Source organism: Pedobacter sp. (assembly GCF_031119335.1).
GTDB lineage: Bacteria > Bacteroidota > Bacteroidia > Sphingobacteriales > Sphingobacteriaceae > Pedobacter.
Map to the genome: position 1 here is coordinate 150,490 of NZ_JAVHXT010000007.1, position 16,882 is coordinate 167,371.

A 16,882-nucleotide genomic window follows, 5' to 3' on the forward strand; every position below is an offset into this window, starting at 1 on the left:
TCAGAACGTAAAAACCACAAATTATGATGTATTTTCAAAAACCTTAATCAAGATGAAAAGCATATCTTTGCAGCGTCTGCGTTTTGCGCATAGCGATAAGCGAACCTAACGCTTTACGCCAAACGCGTCACGCCAAACGATTAAACACAAACATGAGTAAAGAAGTTAGAGTTAGATTTGCGCCAAGCCCAACAGGTGGTTTGCATTTAGGAGGAGTTAGAACAGCCCTTTTCAATTATCTTTTTGCTAAAAAACATAACGGTACTTTCATTCTAAGAGTAGAAGATACCGATCAAACCCGCTTTGTTGAAGGAGCAGAACAATACATTGTAGATTGTTTAGAATGGTGTGGTATAGCACCCGATGAAAGTCCGCAAAAGCCAGGTGCTTTTGGCCCTTACCGCCAAAGTGAACGCAAACCTAGCTACCGCCAATACGCAGAGCAGCTTGTGGCCAGCGGTTACGCTTACTATGCTTTTGATACTTCCGAAGAATTAACAGCCAAGAGAGCAGAAGAACCTAACTTCCTGTACGGGCAAAAAAGTCGGATGCAAATGCGCAATTCACTTACACTTACGCAAAGCGAAGTAAGCGAATTATTAGCGCAAAACGCACCTCATGTAATTCGTATTAAAATGCCTACAGATGAGCAGGTTACTTTTACCGATATGATTAGGGGCGTAGTAAGTTTTGATGCCAATTTAGTAGACGATAAAGTTTTGCTAAAAGCTGATGGTATGCCAACTTATCACTTAGCAGTGGTTGTGGATGACAAGGCAATGGAAATATCGCACATTTTTAGGGGCGAAGAATGGTTACCATCTGCACCAATCCACTTGTTGCTTTGGAAATATTTAGGCTGGGCCGATGAAATGCCTGCTTGGGCGCATTTGCCTTTAATTTTAAAGCCAGATGGCAACGGTAAGCTGAGCAAACGCGATGGTGATAGATTAGGCTTCCCGGTTTATGCTATGGATTGGACTGATCCTAAAACTGGCGATTTAACCAAAGGATTTAAAGAGTTGGGCTTTATGCCAGAAGCTTTTGTAAATCTTTTAGGCGTGTTGGGATGGAATGATGGAACTGACAAAGAGATTTTCTCGTTAGAAGAACTGAAGGCTAGTTTTTCTGTAGAAAGAATTAGCAAAGCTGGGGCAAAATTCGATTTTGAAAAAGCAAAGTGGTTTAATCATGAGTGGATTAAGTCGGCCAGCGTTGAGTGTTTAGCGTTAAGCGTTAGAAAGGAACTAGATAAAGAAGGTGTTGAAGTTCGTGACGAACAAAAACTAGCAGAAGTAATAGAGATGGTAAAAGATAGGTGTACTTTATTGCCAGATTTTGTAACACAAACCGCCTACTTTTTTGTTACTCCACCTGCTTATGATTCTGCTGCGGTAAAACCAAAGTGGAACGCAGAAAAAGCAGATTTTTTCAATGAATTTGCTAACACATTAAATATCGAACTGAGTGCTGTAGACTTGGAGGCAAGTTTTAAGGCATTGGCCGAAGCTAAAGGTTTAAAACCAGGAGAAGTGATGTTACCGCTACGAATTATGTTGGTTGGTGGTAAATTTGGCCCTGGTGTTTTCGATATTGTGAAGTTATTGGGAAAAGAGGAAACTCAAAACAGAATAGCTAAAGGGATTGCAGAATTTAATTCCTAAATTGAAATAAAATTTAAACATCTACACTATGCAATGGTTCGGTAAGGGCAGTAACAATATGGAAGACGGTCGCGGTGGCGGCGGTGGAAAAGTTGCGCTTGGTGGTGGTATCGGTATCATCATCGTTATTATTGGTTTGTTTTTAGGCAAAGACCTAACAGGCTTGGTAAATCAGTTACCGATAACTTCCGAGCAAACCGAAGTGAAACAAGGCGTACCAGCTGGCGATGAGCAAGGTCAATTCGTTTCTGGTGTATTAGAATCAACAGAGATTGTTTGGGAACAGCAATTCAGCCAACTCGGCTTGCAATATCAACAACCAAAATTAAGGTTATTTGAAGACGGCGTACAAACCGCTTGTGGTGGCGCTTCTTCTGCTGTTGGTCCATTTTACTGCCCTGCAGATAGCAAGGTTTATATTGATCTTTCTTTTTTCGAAGAACTGAAAAACCGCTTTGGTGCTGCTGGCGATTTTGCGCAAGCTTATGTAATTGCTCACGAAGTTGGCCACCACGTACAAAACTTGTTGGGCACTTCTGAGAAAGTGCAAAGTGCCCGCCGCAGATTGAGCGAAACGGAATACAATAAGCTATCAGTAAGTTTAGAATTACAAGCAGATTTCTATGCAGGTTTATGGGCTTATCATGCACAAAAACTTGACAACTTCAGACTTGATCCCGGAGATTTAGAAGAAGCCTTAACTGCAGCAAATGCCATAGGCGATGATAAGTTACAAAAGCAAGCTACTGGCGAAGTTGTTCCAGATTCGTTTACGCACGGTACTTCGGCACAACGCATGTACTGGTTCAAAAAAGGATTCGAAAGCGGCGATTTTAACCAAGGAGATACTTTTAACAACCGCCGATAGTCATACGGCTGGCAAAACCATAAGTTGTAAATAAAATTCATATCCAATCATTTTTATTTACATTTGAGAATGATCTTACTTGTTGACGATACTCCAGAGAACCTCATTTCTTTGAAAAACGTTCTCGAAAAACATGGTTTTGAAGTAGATACCGCCAACTCGGGTGAAGAAGCACTAAAGAAAGTGCTTAAAAACTCTTATGTACTCATCATTTTGGATGTACAGATGCCCGAGATGGACGGTTTTGAGGTGGCCGAAGTAATTTCTGGCTACAGCAAAGCAAAAGAAACAGCAATTATTTTTCTATCTGCGGCAAATACAGAGTTTCGATTTATTGCCAAAGGTTACTCTTCAGGCGGTTTAGATTACATCACGAAACCTGTAGACATCAACATCCTTCTATTAAAAATTAAAACTTTTTATCGTATTTACGAACAAAGCCGTAAGCTTAACGAAGTGCAAAAAGCACTTTTGGAAGAGATCGAATTTAGGAAAGAGGCGGAAAGAAAGAAAGACGATTTCATTAGCATTGCCAGTCACGAGCTAAAAACCCCGTTAACCAGCGTAAAGGGATATATTCAACTGTTAGAAAGGGGACTAAACAAAGGTGATATCGATTTGGTTAAAAGCCATTTATCTAAGGCGCAAGTTCAGTTAGAAAAGTTGAACGGTTTAATTGCCGATTTATTGGATATTTCTAAGATCGAAAGTGGCAAACTTAAGTTCAATAAGCAGTATTTCGATATCGATCCCTTGTTGGATAGTATCATTGAGGTGATCCATCAGTCTAACCCAGATTTCAAAATCATTAAAGAAGGCAAAGTAAATGCAAAAATTTTTGGCGATGAAATGAGGATAGAACAAGTGGTGGTTAATTTTCTAACCAATGCCATTAAGTATTCGCCAGGAACAACAGAAGCACACATGAAAGTCCGTTTGGAAAACAGCGAACTTTATTTGGGCGTAAAAGATTCTGGAATAGGAATGCAGCCCGAGCAAATAAAACGAGTTTTCGAAAAATTTTATCGTGTTGAAGAAACTTCTCACCGTTTTCAGGGTTTAGGTATTGGTCTTTACATCTCTTCTGAAATTATCAAAAGACATGGAGGCCAAATTAACGTTAAATCCGTTTATGGCGAAGGCTCCGAATTTTATTTTACTATACCGGTAGATCAATTAAACACCGAAGTTTAACAGCATATTATTTATAGATGAAACTATCCTTAAAAACTAACCTGCGCATTGGTTTAGGAATTTCCTTGCTACTTTTAATCATCACCTCCGTAGCTTCTTTTGTTAGTATAAAGAATCTCATTAAAAGTGCCGATATGGTGGTAGAAAGTAATGCCATCATCAACGATGTTGACAATATCGTATCCATGTTAAAAGATGCTGAGACAGGACAGCGAGGCTTTTTATTAACAGGTAATACAGTTTTTTTAGATCCGTACGAAAGAGGTATCAAAAGAACCGACTCGCTTTTTGCTATCGTAATGGAAGCGACAAAGGACAACGCCTTTCATCAACAAAAGTTAAATGAACTTAAAACCATTATTGGCAAAAGAATGGAAGTTTTGGTTAGTACCATTGAAACCAAACGCCAGCGAGGAACGGTTTTAGAAAAAACACTTTTAGAAGGTAAAGTTTACATGGACGATGCCCGCAGGGTTATTAGAGAAATTAGATTAGAAGAAAAGCGATCTTTAGGTGAAAAAACAGCCGAGATGAACACTTTAGCTGGTTTTTCTCCAATTCTAATTGTAATTGCAGCGGTTTTATCTGTGCTTAGCACGGTATTTTTCTACCAAAAAGTAAGTTCAGAGTTTAATGAGCGTGTTTCATTATTTCAGCAATTGCAGCATCTTAACGAAGATACCGCTAAAAGAATTGATACCATAAAGAGCATTGCGCATCAAATTTCTTCTGGAAATTATAAGGTTAGGCTGCACGAAACATCTAAAGATGGGCTAGGTAGTCTATCGGGTTCATTAAACAGCATGGCCGAATCTTTACAGCATTCGTTTACGCTTTTGGAAGATAAAGAATGGATGCAAACAGGTGTAGCTACACTTAACGATAAAATGGTTGGGGATAAGGATGTGGAGAGTTTGGCTAAAGACGTGCTGATTGCTGTAGTAGAACACACTAAAAGTATGGTAGGTGCCTTCTACATTTTAGAGGACGACCAACATTTGCATTTACTTACCGGATATGCGCTAGATTTTAACGAAAGTAGAAAAAGGATTGCTATTGGCGAAGGTTTGGTGGGGCAGGCTTTCCAATCGGAGAAGTTGATTTTGCTAGAAAAAGTACCAAACAACGAAGTAACCATCAGCTATGCTACAGGACAAACTAAGCCTACAAACGTAGTAGCATTTCCAATTGTACGAAATGGTTTGGTGCTTGGTGTTATTGAATTGGCTACGGTAAACGCCTATCCGCAGCGTAAGATAGAGTTTATGACCAATGTTTCTACCAACATTGGTATTGCGGTAAATGCGGCCCAGAACCGTAAAAAATTGCAAGACTTCTTGGAAGAAACGCAATCTCAGGCAGAAGAATTGCAAGCACAGCACAGTGAGTTGGAAGCACTAAATGCCGAACTGGAAGCACAAACGCAAAAAATACAAGCTTCGGAAGAAGAACTACGAGTGCAACAAGAGGAGCTGCTACAAAGTAATCAGGAACTGGAGGAAAGAAGCAGTTTATTGGAAGAAAGAAACCAGTTAATTTCTGAACGTAACCAAGAAATTAAGCTAAAAGCAGAGCAGCTGGAACAAAGCACGAGGTATAAATCGGAGTTTTTGGCAAACATGTCGCACGAGTTGCGTACACCACTAAACTCAATTTTATTGCTTTCTAAGCTGATGTCTGAAAGTGAGGAACTGCAAAAAGAATACACAGAATACGCATCGGTAATTCAAAGTTCTGGTCAAGGCTTATTAAGCTTAATTGACGAAATTCTCGATCTTTCGAAGATTGAAGCAGGTAAAATGGAATTGGAGATTGGCAATGTTAGAATTGATGAAGTTACAGCAGATATTAGGTCGTTATTTATGCCTATTGCAAAAGATAAACACCTGGATCTAGTAATCGGCGTTTCTGGTGATGCTCCAGCAAGTTTTACAACCGATAAAATGCGTTTGTCGCAAATTTTGAAGAACCTTTTATCTAATGCTTTTAAATTTACGTCACAAGGCAAGGTGAGCTTATCTATAGGTTATAACGAGAAAGATGATATCTTAAGTTTTGCCGTTGCTGACACTGGAATAGGCATTCCTAGAGAAAAACAGGGCTTAGTGTTCGAAGCTTTTCAACAGGCAGATGGTTCTACACGACGTAAATTTGGAGGTACGGGTTTAGGTTTGTCAATTAGCAAGCAGCTCGCAAAACTTTTAGGAGGAAACATCAAGTTAGAAAGCAAGGAAGGCGAAGGCAGTACTTTCACACTTACCATACCAGCAAATTACGAGGATAGGAAAGAAGTATTTTTTGCTGAAACTACCACTGAAGTGGTAGAAGAGCAACCGCAAGTGATCAAAGAAGATGAACGTTTTGTTGTTTCTAAAATTCCGGCAGATGTAGAAGACGACCGAAATAACATCACCTCAGAAGATAAAGCTATCCTCATTATTGAAGATGATACTTATTTTGCTAAAACGCTACTAGATTTCACCAGAAAACGTAGCTATAAAGGCTTGGTGGCTGTTCGAGGCGATGTGGGTATAGAAATGGCTCAGAAATACAATCCATTGGCAATATTGTTAGATATTCAGTTGCCAGTTAAAGATGGATGGCAAGTTATGGACGAGCTAAAATCTAATGCGTTAACCAGACATATTCCGGTACACATCATGTCGTCGCTTTCTGCAAAAAGGGAGAGCTTGCAAAAAGGTGCAGTAGATTTCATTAACAAACCTTTTGCATTAGAACACATGAAACTGATTTTTGAAAAGCTGGAATATGCTCTGAGTAAAAATCCGAAGAAGGTTTTAATTGTAGAGGAAAACAAACAGCACGCACAAGCTTTAAGCCACTATTTAGGCACAGCAAATCTGCAGACCATTGTAGCTTCTAACATCAATGAAAGTATAGAAGCTTTGCAACGTAAAGAAGTAGATTGTGTAATTCTAGATATGGGCATTCCTGATAAAAATGCCTACGAAACTTTAGAAACCATCAAGAAAAGTGAAGGCTTGGAAAACCTGCCAATCATCATCTTTACAGGTAAAAACCTTTCTAAAGGCGAAGAAACAAGGATTAAGCAATATGCAGATTCTATTGTAGTGAAAACTGCTCATTCTTATCAACGCATTTTAGATGAAGCTGCGGTTTTCTTACACTTAGTAGAAGAAAAGGGAAATAAGGGTAAGCAACCAAGCAAATTGGAAACTTTACCAAATGTAGCCGATGTGCTTAAAGATAAAGTTGTGCTCATTGCCGATGATGATGTGAGAAACATTTTCTCGCTAACCAAAGCTTTAGAGCCCCATAAAATGAAGGTTTTGCCAGCAACTGATGGTAAGGAAGCTTTAGCAGCTATTAAGGCAAATCCAAACGTTGATGTAGTTTTAATGGATATGATGATGCCTGAGTTAGATGGCTACGAAACTACCAAACAAATTAGGGCAATGGCTCCTTACAAAAACTTGCCAATATTGGCTGTAACCGCAAAAGCGATGATGGGAGATAGAGAAAAATGTATTGCCGCGGGCGCATCTGACTATATCTCGAAACCAGTAGATATAGATCAATTGATCTCATTGTTAAGGGTTTGGCTTTACGATAAACTTTAATTGTGTAATAAAATATGCAAACACAACAGAAAAAAGTTTTAATAATTGATGATGATAGCAGAAACATTTTTGCGTTAAAAGCTGTTTTAACTGCTAAAAAGTATGCTTGTTTAGCTGCCAATGGAGCAGAAGAGGGTTTCGAAATTATCAGAAAAAGTAATGATGTTGGCGTAGTGCTGCTTGATATGATGATGCCAGATTTAGATGGCTATCAGGCAATGTCAAAAATGCAGCAAGACGAACAGTTGAAAGATGTTCCGGTAATTGCCGTTACTGCGCAAGCCATGCTTGGAGATAAAGAGCGCTGCCTAGAAGCTGGTGCAGTTGGCTATGTCTCGAAACCTGTAAATGTAGACGAACTTATTAAACTGCTAAATAAATATCTATAGTGTCTAGCCCTGGAGTAATAAGCGACGAACAAGTTGAAATTTTAATCAACGATGTGCTCGAACAGCATGGCTACGATTTCACGGGCTACTCTAGGGCATCATTAAAAAGACGCTTATCCAGATTATATAGTTTAGACAAGCATGTAAGCTTTGCCGAATTCAGATATAGAACTTTGAATGACGAAGTTTATTTCAAGCATTTTGTGGAAGGCGTTACGGTAAATGTGACCGAAATGTTTCGCGATCCGAGTTTTTATCGCTTGTTAAGAGAAAAGATCTTGCCCAGTTTAAATACTTATCCGTTTATTAGAATTTGGTTGGCGGGTTGCTCTACTGGAGAGGAAGCTTATTCAGTAGCCATTATACTAAAAGAGCTAAATTTGCTCCATAAGTCGCTAATTTATGCTACAGATATTAATCCTACAGTATTGGAAAAAGCGGGTAATGGTATGTTCCCACTTAGCCAAATGAAAAATTATTCTGAAAATTATATTGCCTCTGGCGGAACAAAAGACTTTTCTTCTTATTATGCGGCTAGTTATTCTTTAGCTAAATTTGATACAGAACTTAAAGCAAAAATGATTTTTTCTACGCATAACTTGGTTTCCGATAGGTCTTTCAACGAGTTCCAGTTAATTCTGTGCAGAAATGTATTGATCTATTTTGACAGACCGCTGCAATTTCGTGTATTGCAACTGTTTGACCAAAGCTTAGAAAACCTAGGTTATTTAGCACTAGGAACTAAAGAAACCATCGATTTTTCACCTGTTTCCAAATCTTACAAAAGAGTGGAAACTGATAAAGTTTGGAGGAAAATTGGCTGATGAAAAAACAAAAAGCATTGATAATTGGAGGCTCTGCTGGCAGTTTAGATGTGCTCTTAAAAGTACTGCCAGACATTAAACCAGATTTCGATTTTTCTATTATTATCGTCATTCATCGCAAGCAAGGTGCAGATTCATTACTAACAGATCTACTCTCGCACCGCACCAAACTTAAAGTAAAAGAGGCCGATGAAAAGGAGAAAATATTGGCAGGAAATGTGTATGTAGCTCCTTCAGATTATCATCTGTTAATTGAAAAAGATTTTACATTTTCGCTCGATTATTCAGAAAAAATAAATTACTCTCGCCCATCTATTGACGTAACCTTTCAGTCTGCCGCTGATGCCTATGGGCAAAATTTGGCATGTTTGCTTTTATCTGGCTCCAATGCCGATGGCGTTAACGGTTTAATTGCTGCAAAAAAAAATGGAGGTACTACTTTGGTACAAAATCCAGAAACTGCACAAGTAACGTATATGCCCGAGCAAGCCATTTTAAGAGCAAATGTATCAGCTATTTTAACTATAGACGAAATGGCTGATTATATCAATTCATTATCGCTAAACAATTAAAAAAGATGAGTAAAAAGGTTTTTATTTTTGATGATAACAAAGATATTTTGGATCTCTGCACTTTGATATTGGAAGGTGCGGGTTACGAAACCAAAACCTCATCTACCTCTAATGATATTATTGCTCAGGTATCTGTTTACGAACCGGATATTATTTTAATGGATAATTGGTTGCCAGATGTAGGTGGTATTGAAGCTACACAAGAGCTTAAAAGACATCCGGTATATAAAGAAATCCCCGTTATTTATTTCTCGGCAAATAACGACATTAAAACCTTGGCCGCAACAGCAGGAGCAGAGCGCTACTTGCCTAAACCATTTGATATTGATGAATTGGAAGGAATGGTAGTTTCGTTGATTGGGAGGTAGATGTATAAAAAGTAGACTTACGAAGTTTTGAAAACTTCGTAAGTCTAGAAAAAATTAATTCTTCATCCTTCCCTGCTCAGCTTCGGTACCTGTAGATCTTCTACGAGCGGGCTTAATCTCATTTTTACCAAATCTGTAAGTGAAATTTAAACGGAACAGCTGCGTTTCATTTTTTTGATAAAGGTTATAGTTTAAACCGGTAAACGCACTTCTCAATCTAGTTCTATTCGTGTCAAAAACATCAGATACCGCAAACCTCAAAGTTCCTTTTTTCTTCATAATCGACTTGCTGATACCGAAATCAACAAAAGCTCTTTCTTCCAGATCAAGTGTACCGTAGGTTAACGGCGATTCATAGTTGGCGTTAACTTCTGCCGTTAAACCATCCATGATAATGAAACTGTTTTGCATACGGAACTGATACGAAGTTTGTCCGGTTTTTAGCGCTTGCCCTTGTAAGTTTGGCGTTTCAAAAGCCATGTGGAATACATTCAAATTGTTATTTATGGTCCACCATTTTTTAATTTTTACTGGCACGGTTAAGTTAGCCGATAAAACAGTTTGCGTTTGTAGGTTCTCATTAGTTTGAAACAAAGCCTTTTGTTCTGTATCTGGTAAAATTACTTCGGTAATGGCATCGTCAGTTACGCTGTATCCTATATTTAAGAAATACTTCTGCATCAAGGTATAATTTACCTCATAATTGTTGGTGTACTGCGGGTTTAAGAATGGATTTCCCTTGTTGTAGGTATACTGGTCCAAATAGTAAATAAATGGATTTAAAGCATCGTAGCTAGGTCTGTCTATTCTGCGGCCATACGATGCGCCAATTTGGTGGTTTTTCGACAAGGTTTGCTGTACGTAAACTGTTGGGAAGAAATCCCAGTAGCTGCGTTCAACCACATTGTTTGTGGTAACTAAATGACCTTTAGAATTGGTTTGTTCCATCCTTAAGCCCAATTGTACACTCGTATTTTTAAATTGCTTGCTAAAGTTAGAATACACTGCGTTTACATTTTCATCGTACACAAAACGGTTACTTCTGCGTACATCGTTTTGCCAAGCATTGCTTCTCCACTCTTCTGCACGTAAATCGTTATCTGTTTCTACCCAGCTACTTTTCACTCCGGCTTCAAACTTGGTTGTTTTGTTGATGGGTAAAACGTAATCTACCTTTACCGCCTTAATGTCAATTGTACTTGGGCTATTGTTTCTTAAGCGCCCTTGCGGTTTAACCGGAGAACCATCGGGGAAAAAGTACTGATTAACCAGCTCGGCATTATCCCTGCCATTATATCTAGAATAATCCGCATCTGCAGTAATCTCCTGGCCCGTGGTATCTAAAACCGATTTGTAATTTAGGTTATAGGCAAAATTTCTGTAGCTAGATTTTTGAGTATTGTTAGAGTGTAGCGTAGAATCTAGTTGTGTAAACGATTTACCAATGCGGGTTCTGTTGAATGCATTTTCCAAGCCGCTGTTTAAATATCCCGTTGCTAATACACCGATAGTGTTGTTTTTATTCAAGAAGAAATCGGCACCAACTTTAAAGTTATTGTTTTCGAAATCACGGTCGTCACCTCCTTTTTGAGAGAAATAGGTGTCAGGCTCTGTAGCGTTGCCAGCAGAAATACGATCGATATCTATGATGTTACTTCTTGTTCCTTTATTGAAGTTATAGCTTCCAAAAACGTTAACACCTTTATTTCTATAATTTAAGTTGAGCCCAGTGTTTCCTCTTAAGTTTTTGCCATAAGCTGCTCCTGCAACAAAGCTTCCGTTTGCACCGCCATTTTTTGATCTTTTTGTTTTGATGTTGATGATGCCCGAATTACCAGAAGCATCGTATTTTGATGATGGATTAGTAATCAGCTCGATAGTTTCTATTTCTGAGCTTTGCATGTTCCTCAACAAATTAGCAACATCTGCTTGGCTCATGTAGGTTTGTTTGCCATCTAGCATAATTAATACACCCTGTTTGCCTTGCATCGAAATTCTATCGTTTTGATCTACCGTAACACCAGGAGCTCTTTGAAGTACTTCTAATGCCGATGAACCCACCGCAACCGCACTATTTTCTACGTTCATCACCATTTTATCCGCTTTGCGCTCTAATAGTGGTTTGGTAGCCACAATGCTTACTGTATTTAAGGTTTTGCTGTTGGCAATGAGTAATATTTCTGGCAAGTTCATTGCAGTAGTTGCTACTACAAAGCTTTTGCCTTTATAGATTTGGTAGCCCATCATGTTAATTTTGATGTAATAGGTGCCTGCTACAATGTTTGGAAAGCTGAATTTGCCTTCAGGAGTAGTCATCGAAGTCTTTACCAATGAAGAATCTGACGATTTAAATAAACCAACAGTGGCATAATCTATAGGCTTGCGCTGTTCATCTAATACAGTTCCGTTAATATCAACTTGTTTGGTATGATTAGCTGTCGCAAATAGTGAGGTAGAGGTAAAAAAAGCAATTAATAAAAAGTATATCTTCTTCATTTGTCGTGTTTTAATATTATTTTTTGGGCATAAAAATTCCCATACGCATTTAGTGCATTTTTTAGCGTTTAAAAATATTTAGCTTAGTTTTTTAAGGGGCCGAAGCCTTTCTTATAGTTTGTATCGAGTAGACGAAAAAGAAGTATGAAAGGTTACAAGAAATTTTCAAATTTTTCTGATGCAGTAGCAATAAACATAAAAAAAGCGGCTTGATGATGTGTCAAGCCGCTTTTTTTAAAATGTTAAAATTTTTATTTCATGCCTAAAACGTCTACCCCTTGTTCAAAAATTACATCGACAGGAATTCCTTTTTGAGCTAATTTGTCTAAATCTCTTTGTAATTCAGGTTTGATAATTCCCCTTTCTTTTTGTACTTTTTCTACGGCACTTTTATCACCGTTCCCTTGTAAAGCAAGTACAACGGCACTTAATTCGTTCATTGCTGTAGCAAACTTATCGTAATTAACTTTGTATGTTCCTTGCGCACTACGCTCAAAAGCACCTTTTTCTTGAAAGAAATTAAAGCACTGCATGTTCGCTTTTCCATGTGCGCTAGAGGCGCCAAAACGCACCGAACGCAAAATTCCAGCCATGTAAGTGGTATAGAAGTCTTTGATGTCTCCTTCTAGTTCGCCTTTTTTCAATAAGCCTGTTACCATGTACAAGCCCAAAACATCGGCTTTGCCTTCTTCTAACCAAGAATATTGTTCTTGCAAAGCTGTACGAACCATGCCTTTTCCGGTTACGGTATTTTTAATTCCCAAACCATGCGCCACTTCGTGGAACATTACGTTGGCAAAAAAAGCATCAAATTTGATATGCTTCTGTTGTTCTTTGTCAATCAGCACATTCGATATTGGCACTAAGATTTTATCAAACTTGGCTTTCATTGCGTTTTTCAACTGCGAGCGGCGAGTTCCTTTTTCCTGCTGTATTTTTTCATCGTTAGGTAGGTTTACTGCGATAGTTTTTGATCCAGCATTGCAATCGCCAGCGTAATAGACCACGTCATAAGCGTTCAATTCCGAATCGGTACCGGGCACTTCCTTTTTGTATTTAGCATCTACAGGTAAGCCTTTCTGCAGCTCGGGAAGCATTGAAACGTATTTAGCTAAACGTTTGCTCCACTCTTTATCTTTGATCAGCACATAGCTTTCAAAAGATGCCCTGGCGTTAAACAATTTATCTTCATAGTTCTCAATTGGACCGATTATGATATCCAATCCGTTAGATTTCATATCTAACCAAGCATAATCGCTTGCGGTATAATTATCGGTTACCAAAGCATCAGCTCTAAGGTTGAGGTATTTTTTAAGACCTGCATCATCAGCTATTAAAGCCGCCTGTTTTAATAAACTACTGGCCTTTTGAAGCTCTGTAGCAAAATAGATATGATAAGGGATAGAGGTCAGTTTCCCTTCCTCTCTTCTAATTACAGAATAAAGCCCTTGTTTATCTTTTACATCAGACCTTTCTAGCTCCTCTTTCGTCATATCCAAAGGGTAGAAAGTTACACCCAGCGGCTTTTCGCCAATGCCAGCAACAAAGGGCTTGTCGCCATTTAATCTATCCCAAGGACCATAATTTATTTTAAGAAATTCCCGAGTTTTTTCATCCTTAATAGTTGCTAATAAACTATCGCGTTGCGGATAGGCCTGCTTCCAAAAAAGCTCGTCCATAATTTGCGCAGCCTCAATTAGAAGTGGTAATATCTTGCGTTCGTTCGGTGTAAGGAGGTTTAAATCTGTAGTTAGCCTTACCTTTTCGTAAATTGGTAATCGTTGGGCTACGTATTCTATTAGGGAATCTGCTTCTTTTTTCGCCGACTTATCTTCTGTAGTATTTTTGCTTGTACAGGCAGTAAGGGCGGTTGCCAATGCAGTTCCTAGCAGAAGTCCTTTAGCAATTTTGATATTTATTTTGCGCATATGCGATTGTTTTTTCGGGGTTTTGCGTGAATGTACTAAATTAGTAAAAAATTATGCCGCTAATTTAGTATTAAAACTAAACACACCTTAAAATGAAGCCACAAAAAATTTCACATACCTTTTGGTTCATCGCTTGCGCCATCTTAATTGCCGCTTGTAGTACTTACAAATACAAGGCAACCGATAAGATTTACAAAAATAACGCAAAGACTTTTTCCAAAATTATTGCTGCCACACCACCAGAAAATCAGCAGATAGATTCGCTTTTTAACGAGCAGTATTTTGTGGGTACTACAAATATGAGCATACGTAAGCCAAATTTTGTGATGATCCACCATACAGCGCAAGATTCGTTGGGGCAAACGCTACGAACCTTCACTATTCCACGTACGGGTACAAGTTCGCATTACGTGGTAAGCAGAGACGGCAAAGTAGTGCAAATGGTGAACGACTATTTAAGGGCACAACACGCTGGCGCTGGTAAATGGGGCTCGGTTACAGATATGAACTCTTGCTCTATCGGTATAGAAATGGATAACAACGGCACTACAGATGTTTGGACAGATGCACAAATCACCAGCTTGTGCGCTCTGTTAAAGACCTTGAAGAAAAAGTACAGCATTCCAACAGCTAACTTTATTGGTCACGCAGATTTTGCGCCGGGCAGAAAAAATGACCCTAAGAACTTCCCTTGGAAAACACTAGCGCAACAAGGTTATGGCTTATGGTATGATGATGTTTTGGATAGTGTTCCAGAAAACTTTGACCCGATGATTGGATTAAAGGTGATTGGTTATAACATAGCCCGTCCTAATTATGCAATTGAGGCTTTTAAAATCCACTATGTGCAAACAGATATTGCCCATACACTCACTGAGTTTGATAAGCAGGTTATTTATAATTTGTATAGGAAAAATCTTTAAGAAAAAGCCCCAATTCAAAAATTGGGGCTTTTTGGTTCTATTGTTTAACTACCTTTTCTGTAAACGTTCCTTTGTCATCTTTACTTTGAACTAAATAAGTTCCTTTTGGAAGCCTGCTTACACTAAACTCGAGCTGTGTTCCCGAAGTATTTTTAGATTCTATTACTCTACCGGTTAAATCCATCAGAGTTGCAGTCAATCCTTTAGTAGCATCGCTAGATTTAACAAATACACTTGCAACGGTTGGGTTAGGGTAAACAACTATCTTTTCGGTATTACCAAAAGCTTTCAGATATTTCACTAAATCATCGTAAACTTTTTTGTTTCCGTTATGGTCTACTTGAGTTAAACGGTAATACGCCGATTGGGTAAAATTCGCATCTGTAAATTGATAGCTAGATTTATCCTGAGTAGTGCCTTTGCCAGGAACAGTGTTGATGGATTGGAAATTAATTCCATCGATACTTTTTTCTACAATAAAATGTGAGCTGTTTGTTTCTGTTACTGTTTGCCACTCTAGCAAGGCACCATAAACTTTAGCCGTTGCATTGAATGATTTTAGCTCTACGGGCAGTGTGCCATCTGAGAACACCGTTTGCGCATATATGCTATAAACTTGTTCGTTATTTACATTATCATAAAAGTAGTCTTCCCAAACTAAAACTGCTTTATTACCGATAACTAATAATTCACCATATTTGCTTGAGGCTCTTCCGGCAGCAAAAACTCCTCCAGCAGGATAGAGTACAGTTCCGGTCGAAGACAATTTCTGAACATACAAATGTCGATTATTGGTGCCAGCATCCTTAGACACCATAAACACAAAATTTCCGTCTGAATCTACTTGTAAATGACTGCCATAAAAGTCGCCCAATACCAAACTAGAAAAAACAGTTACATCTGCTCCGCCGTTCCAAAGCTTTGTTCCTGCGCTGTTAAAACTCTGCGCATAGAGCCCATCATTTCCAGACCTTGTATCCGTCCAACTAACTACTGCTCCACCAGCTCCGTTACTCGCAATGGCTACGCCATAATTTACGTAATTGCCGCCTGCGTTGTACTTTCCTATAGAAGCATCTACTTCTAGACCCCAGCCAGAAAATGTTTTTGTGCCGTTACTAAGAATGTGTTGTAAATAGAGTTTTGCCACCGTAGAAGTATATTCTGTTAATGCCACATAAAAACCTCCGTTTCCATCGGAGGCCAAGCCTTCTAATGAGTGATCTGTTGAGCCTGTTGCAGGAGGAAAGTCATAGAGCATTAAATTTGATCCGTTTTTTGTGCCATCAGCATTTAATTTTTGCCAATAAATACTTTCGCCCCATTCTCCCGCTATTTGATATTCCGACATCCATAAAAAAATATAGCCCGATCCGTCTGGATAAATTAAACCTTCTTCTACCTCACCTAAATTAGCTCCTTCATTTAATAAAATTGGTGCGCCCCATTGGTGTACCCCGCTTGAATTAACTTTGCGAGCATATATTTTGTTGTCCGCGTAGTCTGAGTAAGCAAAAACATAATTGCCTCCCGTGTCTCTTACAATATTTTCTGCTAAACCATACTCACTAATGTCTGTTACAACATCAATTCCATTAAGGCCCAACATCCTGTTTCCATTGGCATCAATGCGCTGCATACAAATTTTCTCCGATTCATAGTTCCCTGCAATAGTTCTTTCATTCCAAAATAGTACCACTCCTCCATTGCCGTCGCTAACAGTTCCTGGCCAGCCAATTTCATTTTCAGAATCGGTAATGCCAACGCCCTTAGTACCCCATTGCTTTACACCAGTAGGAGAAATAAGCTGAACGTAGATTTTATAACTCGTTGTTAAAGTTGTGGGGTTGTAAATTTCTTCTCTATATACGGTTATTAGTCCGCCCGTACCATCCGGAGTATTTGATATTAAAGTTACTCTGCTGCCAGCTGATCCTGCAGCTATGTTAGTATTTGCATTTGGGTTATTGCTCCACTGCGCAAAGCCTATAGTGGTGAGCAATACGATAAAAATTGTTAGTAAAATTTTTTTCATAACGGGTTCTTTTTAATCA

Annotated in this window: 12 protein-coding genes; 9 read left to right on the top strand and 3 right to left on the bottom strand. The window is 38.7% G+C overall.

The genetic code is table 11. The features are described 5' to 3' along the window. The first annotated feature begins 152 nt into the window (after positions 1 to 152). From gltX to REI64_RS09945, 8 genes are all read left to right on the top strand, one after another. A complete protein-coding gene (gene gltX / locus REI64_RS09910) occupies positions 153 to 1,664 on the top strand; it encodes a glutamate--tRNA ligase (RefSeq protein WP_308849956.1) in 1,512 nt (503 codons plus the stop codon). Positions 1,665 to 1,692: 28 nt separating this feature from the next. Then, on the top strand, positions 1,693 to 2,532 hold the full coding sequence (locus REI64_RS09915; RefSeq protein WP_308849957.1) for a neutral zinc metallopeptidase: 840 nt from the start codon (positions 1,693 to 1,695) through the stop codon (positions 2,530 to 2,532). A 69-nt stretch (positions 2,533 to 2,601) separates the two neighbouring features. Then, positions 2,602 to 3,726, top strand: a complete 1,125-nt coding sequence (locus REI64_RS09920; RefSeq protein WP_308849958.1) for a hybrid sensor histidine kinase/response regulator — start codon at positions 2,602 to 2,604, stop codon at positions 3,724 to 3,726. Between the two features lie 17 nt (positions 3,727 to 3,743). Then, positions 3,744 to 7,328, top strand: coding sequence for a response regulator (locus REI64_RS09925; protein WP_308849959.1), 3,585 nt, complete (start codon positions 3,744 to 3,746; stop codon positions 7,326 to 7,328). 14 nt (positions 7,329 to 7,342) lie between these two features. After that, the gene (locus REI64_RS09930; protein WP_308849960.1) at positions 7,343 to 7,717 is read left to right on the top strand and encodes a response regulator; all 375 of its coding nucleotides are present in this window, start codon (positions 7,343 to 7,345) and stop codon (positions 7,715 to 7,717) included. Continuing rightward, the gene (locus REI64_RS09935) at positions 7,717 to 8,541 is read left to right on the top strand and encodes a protein-glutamate O-methyltransferase CheR (RefSeq protein ID WP_308849961.1); all 825 of its coding nucleotides are present in this window, start codon (positions 7,717 to 7,719) and stop codon (positions 8,539 to 8,541) included. Before REI64_RS09930 ends, REI64_RS09935 begins: the two co-directional genes overlap by 1 nt. Further along, positions 8,541 to 9,113: a chemotaxis protein CheB gene (locus REI64_RS09940; RefSeq protein WP_308849962.1), complete on the top strand. Its 573-nt coding sequence runs from the start codon at positions 8,541 to 8,543 to the stop codon at positions 9,111 to 9,113. The genes REI64_RS09935 and REI64_RS09940 overlap by 1 nt, the downstream gene beginning before the upstream one ends. Before the next feature lie 5 nt (positions 9,114 to 9,118). Further along, positions 9,119 to 9,481 (top strand): response regulator, encoded by a 363-nt coding sequence (locus REI64_RS09945; RefSeq protein WP_308849963.1) that lies wholly within the window; start codon positions 9,119 to 9,121, stop codon positions 9,479 to 9,481. A 54-nt stretch (positions 9,482 to 9,535) separates the two neighbouring features. On the opposite strand, the gene REI64_RS09950 is transcribed toward REI64_RS09945, so the two are convergent. Further along, positions 9,536 to 11,977: a TonB-dependent receptor domain-containing protein gene (locus REI64_RS09950; RefSeq protein WP_308849964.1), complete on the bottom strand. Its 2,442-nt coding sequence runs from the start codon at positions 11,975 to 11,977 to the stop codon at positions 9,536 to 9,538. 251 nt (positions 11,978 to 12,228) lie between these two features. After that, positions 12,229 to 13,905 (bottom strand): Zn-dependent hydrolase, encoded by a 1,677-nt coding sequence (locus REI64_RS09955; protein ID WP_308849965.1) that lies wholly within the window; start codon positions 13,903 to 13,905, stop codon positions 12,229 to 12,231. 92 nt (positions 13,906 to 13,997) lie between these two features. On the opposite strand from REI64_RS09955, the gene REI64_RS09960 reads away from it, so the two are divergent. After that, on the top strand, positions 13,998 to 14,828 hold the full coding sequence (locus REI64_RS09960) for an N-acetylmuramoyl-L-alanine amidase (protein ID WP_308849966.1): 831 nt from the start codon (positions 13,998 to 14,000) through the stop codon (positions 14,826 to 14,828). A 37-nt stretch (positions 14,829 to 14,865) separates the two neighbouring features. Here REI64_RS09960 and REI64_RS09965 read toward each other — a convergent pair whose 3' ends face one another. Beyond that, positions 14,866 to 16,863 (bottom strand): T9SS type A sorting domain-containing protein, encoded by a 1,998-nt coding sequence (locus tag REI64_RS09965; protein ID WP_308849967.1) that lies wholly within the window; start codon positions 16,861 to 16,863, stop codon positions 14,866 to 14,868. Between the last annotated feature and the right edge of the window lie 19 nt (positions 16,864 to 16,882).

What these genes read in the sequence shown, in the direction of transcription:
- gltX (WP_308849956.1), top strand. Translation starts at nt 153, where the DNA reads ATGAGTAAAGAAGTTAGAGTTAGATTTGCGCCAAGCCCAACAGGTGGT.
- REI64_RS09915 (WP_308849957.1), top strand. Translation starts at nt 1,693, where the DNA reads ATGCAATGGTTCGGTAAGGGCAGTAACAATATGGAAGACGGTCGCGGT.
- REI64_RS09920 (WP_308849958.1), top strand. Translation starts at nt 2,602, where the DNA reads ATGATCTTACTTGTTGACGATACTCCAGAGAACCTCATTTCTTTGAAA.
- REI64_RS09925 (WP_308849959.1), top strand. Translation starts at nt 3,744, where the DNA reads ATGAAACTATCCTTAAAAACTAACCTGCGCATTGGTTTAGGAATTTCC.
- REI64_RS09930 (WP_308849960.1), top strand. Translation starts at nt 7,343, where the DNA reads ATGCAAACACAACAGAAAAAAGTTTTAATAATTGATGATGATAGCAGA.
- REI64_RS09940 (WP_308849962.1), top strand. Translation starts at nt 8,541, where the DNA reads ATGAAAAAACAAAAAGCATTGATAATTGGAGGCTCTGCTGGCAGTTTA.
- REI64_RS09945 (WP_308849963.1), top strand. Translation starts at nt 9,119, where the DNA reads ATGAGTAAAAAGGTTTTTATTTTTGATGATAACAAAGATATTTTGGAT.
- REI64_RS09950 (WP_308849964.1), bottom strand. Translation starts at nt 11,977, where the DNA reads ATGAAGAAGATATACTTTTTATTAATTGCTTTTTTTACCTCTACCTCA.
- REI64_RS09955 (WP_308849965.1), bottom strand. Translation starts at nt 13,905, where the DNA reads ATGCGCAAAATAAATATCAAAATTGCTAAAGGACTTCTGCTAGGAACT.
- REI64_RS09960 (WP_308849966.1), top strand. Translation starts at nt 13,998, where the DNA reads ATGAAGCCACAAAAAATTTCACATACCTTTTGGTTCATCGCTTGCGCC.
- REI64_RS09965 (WP_308849967.1), bottom strand. Translation starts at nt 16,863, where the DNA reads ATGAAAAAAATTTTACTAACAATTTTTATCGTATTGCTCACCACTATA.